The 12,544-nt window shown below is 74.4% G+C and carries 11 protein-coding genes; 4 read left to right on the plus strand and 7 right to left on the minus strand.

Annotated features, from left to right (window positions below; all coding sequences use genetic code 11):
- Window position 1: 1 nt before the first annotated feature.
- From KC207_RS08705 to KC207_RS08725, 5 genes are all read right to left on the minus strand, one after another.
- A complete protein-coding gene (locus KC207_RS08705) occupies window positions 2–292 on the minus strand; it encodes a hypothetical protein (protein ID WP_211602624.1) in 291 nt (96 codons plus the stop codon).
- 12 nt (window positions 293–304) lie between these two features.
- Window positions 305–2,056 (minus strand): sodium:solute symporter family protein, encoded by a 1,752-nt coding sequence (locus KC207_RS08710; RefSeq protein WP_249138649.1) that lies wholly within the window; start codon window positions 2,054–2,056, stop codon window positions 305–307.
- Window positions 2,057–2,198: 142 nt separating this feature from the next.
- Window positions 2,199–4,220, minus strand: coding sequence for an ABC transporter ATP-binding protein (locus KC207_RS08715; RefSeq protein ID WP_211602625.1), 2,022 nt, complete (start codon window positions 4,218–4,220; stop codon window positions 2,199–2,201).
- Window positions 4,217–5,950: an ABC transporter ATP-binding protein gene (locus tag KC207_RS08720; protein ID WP_211602626.1), complete on the minus strand. Its 1,734-nt coding sequence runs from the start codon at window positions 5,948–5,950 to the stop codon at window positions 4,217–4,219. The genes KC207_RS08715 and KC207_RS08720 overlap by 4 nt, the downstream gene beginning before the upstream one ends.
- The gene (locus KC207_RS08725; RefSeq protein WP_211602627.1) at window positions 5,950–6,540 is read right to left on the minus strand and encodes a TetR/AcrR family transcriptional regulator; all 591 of its coding nucleotides are present in this window, start codon (window positions 6,538–6,540) and stop codon (window positions 5,950–5,952) included. The genes KC207_RS08720 and KC207_RS08725 overlap by 1 nt, the downstream gene beginning before the upstream one ends.
- An 82-nt stretch (window positions 6,541–6,622) precedes the next feature.
- Between KC207_RS08725 and KC207_RS08730 the strand changes: the two genes are divergently transcribed.
- The 3 genes from KC207_RS08730 to KC207_RS08740 are packed head-to-tail and all read left to right on the plus strand — an operon-like array spanning window position 6,623 to window position 9,076.
- Window positions 6,623–6,979: a hypothetical protein gene (locus tag KC207_RS08730; protein ID WP_211602628.1), complete on the plus strand. Its 357-nt coding sequence runs from the start codon at window positions 6,623–6,625 to the stop codon at window positions 6,977–6,979.
- Entirely contained in the window at window positions 6,972–8,417 is a 1,446-nt protein-coding gene (locus KC207_RS08735) for a sensor histidine kinase (RefSeq protein WP_211602629.1), read from the plus strand. Before KC207_RS08730 ends, KC207_RS08735 begins: the two co-directional genes overlap by 8 nt.
- Entirely contained in the window at window positions 8,414–9,076 is a 663-nt protein-coding gene (locus KC207_RS08740) for a response regulator transcription factor (protein WP_211602630.1), read from the plus strand. Before KC207_RS08735 ends, KC207_RS08740 begins: the two co-directional genes overlap by 4 nt.
- Here the strand turns inward: KC207_RS08740 and KC207_RS08745 are convergent.
- The gene (locus KC207_RS08745) at window positions 9,058–10,293 is read right to left on the minus strand and encodes a phosphotransferase family protein (protein ID WP_211602631.1); all 1,236 of its coding nucleotides are present in this window, start codon (window positions 10,291–10,293) and stop codon (window positions 9,058–9,060) included. The genes KC207_RS08740 and KC207_RS08745 overlap by 19 nt on opposite strands.
- Before the next feature lie 125 nt (window positions 10,294–10,418).
- Here KC207_RS08745 and KC207_RS08750 point away from each other — a divergent pair, with 125 nt between their 5' ends.
- Window positions 10,419–10,871 carry a hypothetical protein gene (locus KC207_RS08750; RefSeq protein ID WP_211602632.1) on the plus strand — a complete coding sequence of 151 codons (453 nt, stop codon included), beginning with the start codon at window positions 10,419–10,421 and terminating at the stop codon, window positions 10,869–10,871.
- 30 nt (window positions 10,872–10,901) lie between these two features.
- Here the strand turns inward: KC207_RS08750 and KC207_RS08755 are convergent, their stop codons facing one another.
- Window positions 10,902–12,422, minus strand: a complete 1,521-nt coding sequence (locus KC207_RS08755) for a DUF7059 domain-containing protein (protein WP_211602633.1) — start codon at window positions 12,420–12,422, stop codon at window positions 10,902–10,904.
- Window positions 12,423–12,544: the final 122 nt, after the last annotated feature.

Below are 12,544 nucleotides of genomic sequence, written 5' to 3' on the forward strand. Positions count from 1 at the left end.
GTCAGGCCTTCGGACGCTTCTGCTTCTTCGGGCCCGGTCGGGTCGGGTCGTCGTGGACCTCGGCGACGTCCTCGGGCACGTAGATCGGCTTGAGCCGGGACCACGCGACGAACCCGCCGCCGACGACGAGCAGGGCGAGCCCGGCCCAGAGGTTGGCGTTGACGCCGCCGGTCTTCTCCAGCTCCGGGTCCGCGAAGACCCCCATGAGCAGGAGGATGACGCCGTAGACGGCGAGGAGCATGCCGATGACGTTGCGGATGTCGAACGCCCCGGCCTTGTGGGTGTCTGCCATGTCGACTCCTGATCAGAACGCGATGTTGAGGGCGATGGTCATGACGAGGGCGATCCCGGCGAGCGGCAGCGTCCGTCGCCACCAGGGGTAGCCGGCCTCGTCCGGGTCGACGAGGTCCTCCCTCGGGGTCTCGGAGTACACGAGGCCCTTGAGCTCGGACGCCGGCTTCGGCTCGGTCACCATCGTCACGGCGACCGAGACGACGATGTCGACGACGAACGCCGTCGCGGCCGCGACGAAGGCCGCGCCCTGCCCACCGAGCGGGATGAGCCCGAGGGACGCCGACCCGAAGGAGTCCTCGCTGAGGAAGGCGACGAGGATCGCCGAGCCGGTGCCCGCGACGAGGCCGGTCCAGCCGGCCGTCGCGGTCATCCGCTTCCAGAACATGCCGAGGATGAACGTCGCGAACAGCGGGGCGTTGAAGAACCCGAACAGCGTCTGGATGTAGTCCATGACGTTGCCGAAGGCACTCGCGAGGCTCGCAGTGAAGATCGCGATGACCGTGGCCCCCACGGTGGCGAGCCGCCCGATCCGCAGGTAGTAGTCGTCGCTGCGGTCGCGCCGGACGTAGCGCTCCCACAGGTCGTAGCTGAAGACGGTGTTGAAGGCCGACACGTTGGCCGCCATGCCGGCCATGAACGCGGCGAGCAGGCCGGTGATGGCGAGCCCGAGCAGGCCGTTGGGCAGGACGTCGCGCATGAGGTAGAGCAGGGAGTCGTTGTAGGCCACCCCGTCGCCGGACGCGCCGCCCGGTGGGCTCCCGCCGTTCTTGAGGTCGACGATCTCGGGCACGAGGACCGCGGCGATCATGCCGGGGAAGATCGTGACGAAGGGGATGAACATCTTCGGGAAGGCGCCGATGATCGGCGTCTTGCGGGCCGCGGAGATCGACTCCGAGGCCATCGCGCGCTGCACCTCGACGAAGTTCGTCGTCCAGTACCCGAAGGAGAGGACGAAGCCGAGACCGAAGACGATGCCGACGACGGACCAGAACGGGCTGTCGAACCCGGAGAGCGCCTGTCCCGGCCAGGACTCCAGCTGCTGCTCGGCCGGAGGGATCCCGGCCTCCGCGGGGGCGCCGGCCGCCATCTCGGTGATGCGGTCCTGCAGGCCGCCGTACCCGCCGACCCGGTGCAGCCCGATGAGCACGAGCGGCAGCAGGCTCGCGACGATGACGAAGAACTGGAGGACCTCGTTGTAGATCGCCGCCGACAGCCCGCCGACGGTGATGTACGACAGCACGATCGCGGCCGCGACGATGAGGGCGAGCCACAGCGGCCAGCCGAGCAGCGCCCGGACGATCGAGCCGAGGAGGAAGAGGTTCACCCCGGCGATGAGCAGCTGGGCGACCGCGAACGAGATCGCGTTGACGAGGTGGGCCCCCGTCCCGAAGCGGCGGAGCATGAACTCCGGCACCGAGCGGACCTTCGAGCCGTAGTAGAAGGGCATCATCACGACACCGAGGAAGAGCATCGCGGGGACGGCGCCGACCCAGAAGTAGTGGACCGTCGGGATGCCGAACTCGGCCCCGTTCGCGCTCATCCCCATGATCTCGACGGCGCCGAGGTTGGCCGAGATGAACGCGAGCCCGGTGACCCACGCCGGCAGCGACCGGCCGGAGAGGAAGAAGTCGACCGAGTCCGACACCGAGCGCCGGGCCAGCAGCCCGATCCCGAGGACGAACCCGAAGTAGATGACGAGGATGAGGTAGTCGACGGGGGCGGCGTCGATGATCGTCTCGGCGGCCGGCAGGGCTGCGCTCACCCCCTGTCCCAGTGTCGGTACGGAACCGTGCAGCACGAGCGACCATCTCCTCGACGAGGCGGTGACACCCGGACCGGTGTCGTCGCCACGCTAGACCCCGACCCGGCCGTCGTGGGGGCGGGGGTGCGGGTGGATCCGCAGGTCAGGGCCCCGACGTCGCCGGGACGACGGCGTCCTCGGCGTCCGGGTCGGCCACGGCGGCGAACTGCGCGGCGTGCAGCCGGGCGAACGCGCCCCCGGCCGCGAGGAGGTCGGCGTGCGTCCCCCGCTCGACGATCCGACCCTCCTCCATGACGAGGATGAGGTCGGCGTCGCGGATCGTCGAGAGCCGGTGGGCGATGACGAAGCTCGTCCGGTCGCTGCGCAGCGCCGCCATCGCCTGCTGGACGAGCAGCTCGGTGCGGGTGTCGACCGACGACGTCGCCTCGTCGAGGATGAGCAGCGAGGGGCGGGCGAGGAAGGCGCGCGCGATCGTCACGAGCTGCCGCTCCCCCGCGCTGATGTTGCCGGCCTCGGCGTCGAGCACCGTGTCGTAGCCGTCGGGCAAGGAGTGCACGAACCGGTCGACGTACGTGGCCCGGGCCGCCTCGAGCACCTCCTCCTCCGTCGCGTCCGGCCTGCCGTAGGCGATGTTGTCCCGGATCGTGCCCGCGAACAGCCAGGTGTCCTGCAGGACCATGCCGGTGCGGGCGCGCAGGTCGTGCCGGGTGAGGTCGCGGACGTCGACGCCGTCGAGGGTGATCCGGCCGCCGTCCAGCTCGTAGAAGCGCAGGACGAGGTTGACGAGCGTCGTCTTGCCCGCGCCCGTGGGGCCGACGATCGCGACCGTCTGCCCCGGCTCGACGACGAGGTCGAGGTGCTCGAGCAACGGCCGGTCCGGGGTGTAGGAGAACGAGACGTCCTCGAAGGCGACCCGCCCGCGGGGGTCCTCGATGCGGGCGGGCGCGGTCGTCTCGGACTCCTGCTCGGGCGCGTCGAGGAGCTCGAAGACCCGCTCGGCGGAGGCCACGCCGCTCTGCATGAGGTTGGCCATCGAGGCCACCTGGGTGAGCGGCTGGGTGAACTGGCGCGAGTACTGGATGAACGCCTGGACGTCGCCGAGGCTCATCGACCCGCTCGCGACGCGGAACCCGCCGATGACGGCGATGGCGACGTAGTTGAGATTCCCGATGAACATCAGCGTCGGCATGATGACGCCGCTGATGAACTGGGCCTTGAAGGTCGCGTCCCGCAGGGCGTCGTTGCGCTCGGCGAACTCGCGCTCGGCGGCCTCGCGCCGGCCGAAGACGGTGACGAGCTCGTGGCCGGTGAAGGTCTCCTCGACGACGGCGCCGACCTCGCCCGTGCTCTTCCACTGCTGGACGAAGTGCCCCTGCGAGCGCTTCCCGATCGCCGCGGTGACGGCCATCGTCACGGGGATCGTCACGAGCGCGACGAGGGCGAGCAGCGGCGAGATCCACACCATCATCGCGACCATCGCGACGACGGTGAGCAGCGCGGTGACGAGCTGGCTCAGCACCTGCTGGAGGCTCTGGGCGACGTTGTCGATGTCGTTCGTGACCCGGCTCAGCAGCTCGCCGCGCGGCTGGCCGTCGACGTAGGGCAGCGGCAGCCGGTGCAGCTTGTCCTCGACGTCCCGGCGCAGCCGGAAGATCGTCCGGTTGACGACGCCGACGAGCAGCCGACCCTGGACGAGCTGGAGGGCGGCGGCGACGAGGTAGATGCCGAGGACGAGCAGGAGCACCTGCCCCACGGCTTCGAAGTCCACGCCCTGCCCCGGGACGACGTGGTCCATCGCGGCGAGGACGTCGGCGACCCGGTCCTCACCCCGGGCCCGCAGCGCGTCGACGGCCTGCTCCTGCGTCGTCCCCGCCGGGATCTGCCGACCGAACACCCCCGCGAAGACGAGGTCGGTCGCCCGGCCGAGGACCTTCGGCCCCACGGCGTTGAGCACGACGCTGACGAAGGCGAGGACGAGCGCCCCCACGGCGACCGTCCGTTCCGGGCGCAGCAGCCGCAGCACCCGCGTCGCTGAGCCGCGGAAGTCCTGCGAGCGCTCGGTCGGCGCCCCGATGGCGGCGTGCGGTGGACCGCCGCGACGAACTCCTGCGGGGCCCCGCCGCGCCTCGGCCGCCTTCTCCTCCTCGGACCTCAGCTCGCTCATGCGACCGCCTCGCTCGTCTGCTGGCTCTCGACGATCTCCCGGTAGGTCGGGCAGGACGTGAGGAGCTCGTCGTGGGTGCCGGTGCCGACGACCGCCCCGTCCTCGAGGACGACGACCTGGTCGGCGTCGCGGATGCTCGAGACCCGCTGGGCGACGACGACGACCGTCGCCTCGCGGGTCACGGGGGCCAGGGCGGCGCGCAGCCGGGCGTCCGTCGCGACGTCGAGGGCGGAGAAGGCGTCGTCGAAGAGGTAGACGTCCGGCCGGCGCACGAGGGCCCGGGCGATCGCGAGCCGCTGTCGCTGGCCGCCGCTGACGTTGGTGCCACCTTGGGAGACCGGGGCGTCCAGGCCCTCCGGCATCGCGCGGACGAAGTCGTCGGCCTGGGCGATCCGCAGCGCCTCCCACAGCTGCTCGTCGGTGGCGTCCGGGTCGCCGTAGCGCAGGTTGCTGCGCACCGTGCCGCTGAAGAGGTACGGCCGCTGCGGGACGAGCCCGAGCCGGGACCACAGTCCCTCCGGGTCGGCGTCGCGGACGTCGACACCGCCGACGAGGACGCCGCCGCCGGTCGCGTCGTGCAGGCGCGGGACCAGCCCGACGAGCGTGGTCTTGCCGGCGCCCGTCGAGCCGACGACGGCCGTCGTCGTGCCGGGGCGCGCGGTGAAGGAGACCTCGCGCAGCACGGGCGCGTCGGCGCCGGGGTAGGCGAACGTCGCCGCCCGCAGCTCGACCTCGAGCGGGCCGGCCGGCAGGGCCACGGGGTCGGCGGGGCGGTGGACCGAGGACTCGGTGTCCAGGACCTCGGCGATCCGGCCGGCGGAGACGGCGGCGCGGGGCAGCATCATCGCCATGAAGGTCGCCATCATCACCGACATGAGGATCTGGACGAGGTAGGCCATGAACGCGGTGAGCGAGCCGACCTCCATCTGTCCGGCGTCGACCCGCTGCGCCCCGAACCACAGGACGGCGACCGTCGAGGCGTTGAAGATGACCATGACGATCGGGAAGGCGAGCGCCATGAGCCGGCCGACGGCGACGGCGGTCCCCGTGTAGGTGCGGTTGGCCTCGGCGAAGCGCTCGCGCTCGACGTCCTCGCGGACGAAGGCGCGCACGACCCGCAGGCCGGTGATCTGCTCGCGCAGGATCCGGTTCACGGTGTCGACGGCCTGCTGCATCGAGCGGAAGTGCGGCACCATCCGGCTCACGACGAGTCCCACGGCGACCCCGAGCAGGGGGACGGCGACGGCGACGAGCCAGGAGAGCCCGGCGTCCTCGCGCAGCGCCATCACGATCCCGCCGACCATCATGATCGGCGCGGTGACCATCGTCGCGAGGACCATGTACGTCACCTGCTGGACCTGCTGGACGTCGTTCGTCGAGCGGCTGATGAGCGTCGGTGCCCCGAACCGCGAGACCTCGCGCGCGGAGAACGACCCGACCCGGTGGAAGACCGCGGCGCGCAGGTCGCGTCCCATCGAGGCGGCGCTCAGCGACCCGAGGCGGGTGGCGGCGACGGTGGCGACGATCTGCACGAAGGAGACCCCGAGCATCCACAGCCCGGCCCGCACGATGAAGGCGGTGTCGCCGACGGCCACGCCCTCGTCGATGATCCGGCCGTTGAGGCTCGGCAGGTAGAGCGAGGCGATCGTGCCGACGAGCTGGAGGCCGAGGAGCAGCACGAGCGCCGGGGTGTACGGGCGCAGCCGGTCGGTGACGAGGCGCAGCAGCATCAGTGGTCCTTCCGGACGCCGTCGAGGACGACGGAGACGATCTCGGCGGGGGTCATCGTGCGCACCGGGAACATCGGGTGGGCGCTGGAGAGGGTGAGGTGGGCGAGGATGTTGACGACGTCCTCGCCCACCAGGCGCAGGTCCTCGACGTCCGCCCCCACGAGGTCGAGGAACGCGGCGTCGACCTCGGGGTCGGTCACCCGCGGACGGCGGTGGCCGGCACGCTCCGTGCCGTACGGCGGTCCGACGCCGCCCGCGTGCAGCGCGGCGAGGACGCCGATGACGCGCTCGAGGTGGGTCTGCAGCACCTCGACCCCGGCGGCGAGCCGGTCGTCGAGGGACAGGGAGCGGTCGACGGCGGCGAGGCCGGTGAGCACGTCGGCGTGGTCGAACACCGCCTCGCCGCAGGCCCGGACGAGGTCCTCCTTGGTCCCGAAGGCCCGGAACACGGTCCCCTCGGCGACCCCGGCCGCCTCGGCGACCTGCTTCGTCGTGAGGGCCGCGCCGTGCTCGCGCAGCAGCGGGACCGTCACGTCGACGAGGGCGGCACGGCGCTCGTCGGGCGTCATCGCGGGGGCACGGGGGGTCACCGGTCGAGCGTAACTGAGTGAGCACTCACTCACCATGGTGGACTCTCATCCCCGTCTCATCCGGGGTCGGCACAATGGCGGGGTGCCAGGTCGAGGGAGCGCCGTCGCCGCCGCCGCGGTCGTCGTCGCGCTGCTCGTCGTCGGGACCGTCGCCCTCTCCCGCGGCCTCGCGGCCCCGGCCGACACCGGGCTCGGCGAGGTCGTCGTCGTCACCCCGACCCCCGACCCCACACCCACCGACTCCCCCTCGCCCCGCCCCTCCGCGACCGCCTCCCCCACCCGCTCGGCCACCCCGTCCGCACGGCCGAGCCCGCCGCGGACCGTCCAGCCCCCTCCCCCGGTGACCCCGGGTGACGACGACGATGACGACGGGCCCGACGAGGACGACGACGAGCCGGACGACGACGATGACGACGACGACGAGCCGGACGATGACTGAGCCCCCGCGGCGCCGGCCCGCCTCGAGCGTCCGCACGACCGTCCTCGCCGCCCTCGTCGCGCTCGTGACCCTGGCCCTCGGGGTCGCCGGGGCCACGACCTACGCGCTGCAGCGCTCGAGCACCGACGAGCGCATCGACTCCGCCCTGACCCGGGCCGTCACCGACTTCCGCCGCTCGGCGGGCACGACCGTCGAGGGCGGCACCGTCGAGACCCTGCGGCGAGGCCTGCAGGAGACGGTGCCGCTGCCCTACGAGGGGATGATCGGCCTCGTCGACGGCGTGCCGACGTGGTACGCCCCGCGGACGGTGCCGGTCCGGCTCGAGGACGACCCCGACCTGGTCCGGCAGGTCGCCGGGGCGCCGACCGACGAGGCCCGGCTCTCGACGGTCACGACGCCCCGCGCCACCTACCGGGTCGCGACCGTCCCGGTCCGCGTCGAGGGCGACCCCGCGAGCGGCCTCTACGTCATCGCCGCCGACCGGGACTCCGAGCTCGAGGCCCTCGCCTCCGCGTGGCGCCGCTACACCCTCGTCGCCGGCGCGGCCCTCGTGCTCATCACGCTGGCCGGCTGGCTCGTCATCGGCCGGGTCCTGCGCCCGCTGGAGCACCTGCGCGACACCGCGCAGCGGATCAACGACACCGACCTGTCCGACCGGATCCCCGTGACGGGCACCGACGACATCGCCGAGCTGACCCGGACCGTCAACGCGATGCTCGACCGGCTCGAGACGGCGTTCGTCCACCAGCGCCGGCTGCTCGACGAGGTCGGCCACGAGCTGCGGACCCCGCTCACCGTCATCGGCGGCCACCTCGAGCTCATGGAGCCCGAGGACCGCGAGGACGTCGTCGCGACCCGGGCGCTCGCCCTCGACGAGGTCGACCGGATGCGGCTGCTCGTCGACGACCTGCTCGTCCTCGCGCGCGCCGACCGGCCCGACTTCGTCCGTCCGGTCCCCGCCCAGGTGGGGGTCCTCGTCGACGACGTGCTCGACAAGGCCCGCGGGCTCGGTCGCCGCGAGTGGCGGGTCGGGGAGCGGGCCGACGTCGAGTGCGTCCTCGACCCGAACCGGGTCACCCAGGCGATGCTCCAGCTCGTGTCGAACGCCGTCCGCTACTCGGAGGAGGGCAGCCGGGTGACGATCGGGTCCGCCGTCGACGGCGACCTCCTGCGCCTGTGGGTCCGCGACGAGGGCCAGGGCATCGACGCCGACGACGTGGGCCGCGTCCTCGACCGCTTCGTCCGCGGGCGTGCCGCCACCGAGTCCGGCACGCCGGGGTCGGGGCTGGGGCTCGCCATCGTCGACGCCATCGCCACGGCCCACGGCGGCCGGGTCGAGATCGCCTCGACCCGGGGCGCCGGCACGACCGTCGTCCTCGAGATCCCCGCCCGCGCCGTCCCCGCCCCCGAGGACACCCTCGTCCTGGAGGTCCCGTGAGCCGCATCCTGCTCGTCGAGGACGAGGAGCGCATCGCCGCCTTCGTCGCCAAGGGCCTGCGCGCCGCGGGGATGCAGCCGGTCCACGTGCGGACCGGCCGAGAGGCCGTCGACGAGGTCGCGGGGGGCGAGGTCGACCTCGTGGTCCTCGACCTGGGGCTGCCGGACCGGGACGGGTTCTCGGTGCTCCAGGAGCTGCGCGGGTCGGGCGACACCGTCCCCGTCATCATCCTCACGGCCCGCTCGTCCGTCGAGGACACCGTGGCCGGGCTCGAGGGCGGGGCCGACGACTACATGGCCAAGCCCTTCCGCTTCGAGGAGCTCCTCGCCCGCATCCGGCTGCGGCTGCCGTCGGGGACCGCCGGCGGCGACTCGACGACGCTCGCCCACGGGTCGGTCTCGCTCGACCTGCGCACCCGGCGGGCCACCGTCGGCGACCGCACCGTCGACCTCTCCGCCCGCGAGTTCGCGCTCGCCGAGGCCTTCCTGCGCAACCCCGGCCAGGTGCTCTCGCGCGAGCAGCTGCTCTCCCGCGTGTGGGGCTACGACTTCGACCCCGGGTCCAACGTCGTCGACGTCTACGTCCGGTACCTGCGCGGCAAGCTCGGCGCAGAGGTCGTGACGACGGTCCGTGGGATGGGCTACCGGCTCGACGGCTGAGCGGCCCCGGCCACGAGGGACTCGGCGGCCGCGAGGAGGGACTCCACGTCCTGGCCCGCCGGCGCCGTCCCCAGCTCGGTCGCACCGAGGGCCCCGGCCGCGAGCGAGAGCAGCACCCCGGCCGTCCGGACGTCGAGGGCGTCGGCGTCGACGACGCGGGCCGCCTCGGTGCGCCAGCGCCGGGCCGTCGCCGCACCCGCCGCCCCGAGGGACACGGCGTGGGCGAGGAGGCACGCGAGGTCGTCGACCCGGTGACCGGGGCCCACCGTGTCGACGTCGAGCAGTCCCGCGACGACCCAGCCGGCCGGTCCCGGCCGCACCGTGACCTGGCCGTCGTGGAGGTCTCCGTGGGTCGGCACGAGCGGCCCGAGGTCGGCCCGGCGCGAGCCGCTCCCGACGGCGCCGGCGACCCGGGCCGCCCGACGACCCCACGCGGTGCCCTCCAGGGCGCCGGCGAACTCGTCCGCCCGGTCCGACCACGGCGCGCGCCGCGGCAGGTCGAGGACCGCCGGGGGCAGGCGGTCGAGGAGCGCGACGAGGTCGGGCACGCCGAGGCCCGCGGCGCCGTCCGCCGCGACCGCCTGGGCGAGCGGCTCCCCCTCGGCCGCCTCGAGCACGACGAGGCCGTCCGGCGTGGACGCCGTCACCGCCGGGACCGGGAGGCCTGCCCCCCGCAGCATCCCGTGCCGCGCCGTGACGTCGGCGGCACCCCCGGCGGCCCCCGGCGTCGTGCGGAGCACCTTGACGTAGGCCACGTCGCGCTCCCCCTCCCCGGTGCGCACCCGCACGACGGCGCGGCGCAGCGGCCGGTAGCCGAGGAGGTCGACGGCGACGACGGGACGCGCTCCCGGCAGCACCGACCCGACCCGGGCGGGGTCGCACGCCGTCGCCAGGCCGGGCAGCAGGGGGTCGTCCGGGAAGCGCCAGGCGAGGACCCGGTGGCGGCCGTCGTCGAGGACGACGAGACCGGGGGCGCGCTCGTCGAGACCGCGCGGGTGGGCCGTCGAGAGCACGAGGTACTCCTCGACGGGGGCCGCCGGCGGACGGTCGACGCTCACCCGGTACCCGACGCTCGTCCCCGCGCCGGGCCGCGGGTGCACGGCGTCGAGGACATGACCGACGAGGCGGCCCCCGCTCGTCGCGAGGACCGCCTCGAGGAGGTCCGACGCCGCACCACCGGTGAGCAGCGCGGCGTCGTGGCGGGCGTCAGTCGGCACTCGGGGCCGAGGCCGGGCTGGCCGGGGACGCGGCCGACACGGGGCTCTGGGCCGAGGCGGGGCTCGCCGGGCTCTGCGGCGACACCGGGCTGGGGGCGGACACCGGGCTGGCCGGCGACACCGGGGTGGCCGGGCTCGCCGGGGTCCGGGGCGAGGGCGCCGACGCGGGCGTCACCGGGGAGGAGGCGGACGCCGGGGTCGCGGGGGACGCGGCGGACGCCGGGGTCGCGGGGCTCTGCGGGGTCGCGGCCGACGCCGGGGTGGTGGGCGACTGCGGCGTCGGGGCCGTCGGCGCGCTCGTCGAGGCGGGGTCGGCACTCGCCGTAGGGGTGCTCGCCGGGGTCGAGGCCGCCGGGGTGGCGGACGGGCCGGACGTGGCCTGCACGCCGTCGCCGACGCGGGCGTCGCCCCGCTCGTCGGCCATGGCGCCGCCGGCCACCGTCGTCCCGGCCACGGCCACGGCGCCGAGCGCCCCGCTGACGACCCAGGCCTTGCGCGAAGGAGTCCTCATCATCGTTCCTCTCGTTCGTGGCCGACCCTCCGTCGACCGTTGCCACGACTCTCCGGCACCGGGGTGAGACGACGAGGAGACGTCGATGAGGGGGTTCTCATCGAGGAGGCGCGACCTCACGGACGAGCATGCCGTCCGCGACGGCCGCGCGCAGCAGGACGAGGATCTCGGCCCGGACCTCGGCGTCGTCGAGGTCGAGCAGCCCGGCGATGGCGGCCGCGGCCGCCCGCGCCGACAGCTCGCCGTCGCACACCGACACGAAGGCCGCGGTCACCGTCGAGAGCGGGAGCTGGCGGCGCAGCCCTCCGCCCTGGCGCAGGAGGATGACCCGGGGGTCGGTCTCCCCCGGCACCGTGTGCCGCTCCTCGGTGACGTCCGGCGCCGTCCGCCAGGACACCGCGAGGACGGCGTCGTCGTCCTGCTCGGCGAGCCACGTGCGCGCCCGTATCCCCGCGAGCACGCTCGGGCCCATCGGCTGCTCGACGGGCGCCGGGACGTCGACGAGGTCGCGGAAGGGGGCCCGGTCGGTGGCGGGTCGCTGCAGGGTGATGACGCCGAAGCCGATCGCCTCCACGTCCCGCGCCGCGAAGTCGTCGAGCCACGCCGAGTACATCGCGTTGAAGTCCGCCGTCCCCGGGTGGTGCCCGCCGTCGCGGGCCCAGGTCTCGGCGTAGGCCGCCGGGTCCTGGGTCTCCCGCTGGACGACCCACGCGTCGAGGCCGGTCCCCTCGAGCCACTCGCCGACCCGCTCGGTCCAGTCAGCCCCGCGGGGGACCTCCCAGTTCCCGAGCAGCTGGGCGATGCCGCCCGGCTCGAGGTGGTCGCCGACGGAGCGCACGAGGTCGCGCACGACCTCGTCCCCGGGCCGGCCGCCGTCGCGGTACTCGAAGAGCGGGACGACGCCGGAGCGCGGGGTGATGACGAACGGCGGGTTGGAGACGACGAGGTCGAAGCGCTCGCCCGCGACGGGCTCGAGCATCGACCCGGACCGCACCTGCCAGCCCGTGCCGTTGAGGGCGGCGTTGAACCGGGCGTACCCGAGCGCGCGCTCGGACAGGTCGGTGACGACGACCTCGTCCGCGTGCGCCGCGAGGTGGAGCGCCTGGACCCCGGAGCCGGTGCCGACGTCCAGGACCCGGGCGACCCGAGGCCGCGGCGTCCAGGAGGCGAGGGTCGTCGACGCCCCGCCGACCCCGAGCACGTGGTCGGGGGTGAGCGGGCGCCCCGTCGCGAGCTCGGCGAGGTCGGAGGCGACCCACCAGTCCGTCCCGTCGGCGGCGTAGGGGCGCAGGTCGCAGCGGGCGACGACGGCGTCGCCCTCCGGTGCGACGAGACCCAGCCGGACCGCCCCCTCGACCCCGAGCGTCGGCAGGGCCGCGGCCACCTCCGTCGCGTCGACCGGGTCGCCGAGGGTGAAGAGGCGGACCAGGGCCGCGCAGGGGGCGCTGGACTCGGCCGTCACGCGCTGGGCGGGCAGCGCCTGGTCGCGGTCGAGCGCGGCGGCGGCCATCGGGCCGAGCAGTCCGGTCACCCCGTCCACGGTGAAGCCCGACGTCACGAGGTCGGCGCGCAGGAGCGGGAGGAGGGCGTCGTCGGTGCGGGGCGGGGAGGCGGTCATCGGGTCCGAGCCTATTGCCCGACGTGCCCGGACGGTGCGGGGTCCCGGGAGCGGGTGCACCGGCCGCGTCCGCCCGCGTCCGGACCGGGAGGAGGGGACACGCCGCCCGGCACGGGCCGGAC

This window comes from Phycicoccus avicenniae (assembly GCF_018139485.1).
Lineage (GTDB): Bacteria > Actinomycetota > Actinomycetes > Actinomycetales > Dermatophilaceae > Phycicoccus > Phycicoccus avicenniae.

Bases quoted from the DNA above. Each gene is read 5' to 3' on its own strand.
- KC207_RS08705 (WP_211602624.1), bottom strand. From the start codon at position 292: ATGGCAGACACCCACAAGGCCGGGGCGTTCGACATCCGCAACGTCATC.
- KC207_RS08715 (WP_211602625.1), bottom strand. From the start codon at position 4,220: ATGAGCGAGCTGAGGTCCGAGGAGGAGAAGGCGGCCGAGGCGCGGCGG.
- KC207_RS08720 (WP_211602626.1), bottom strand. From the start codon at position 5,950: ATGCTGCTGCGCCTCGTCACCGACCGGCTGCGCCCGTACACCCCGGCG.
- KC207_RS08735 (WP_211602629.1), top strand. From the start codon at position 6,972: ATGACTGAGCCCCCGCGGCGCCGGCCCGCCTCGAGCGTCCGCACGACC.
- KC207_RS08755 (WP_211602633.1), bottom strand. From the start codon at position 12,422: ATGACCGCCTCCCCGCCCCGCACCGACGACGCCCTCCTCCCGCTCCTG.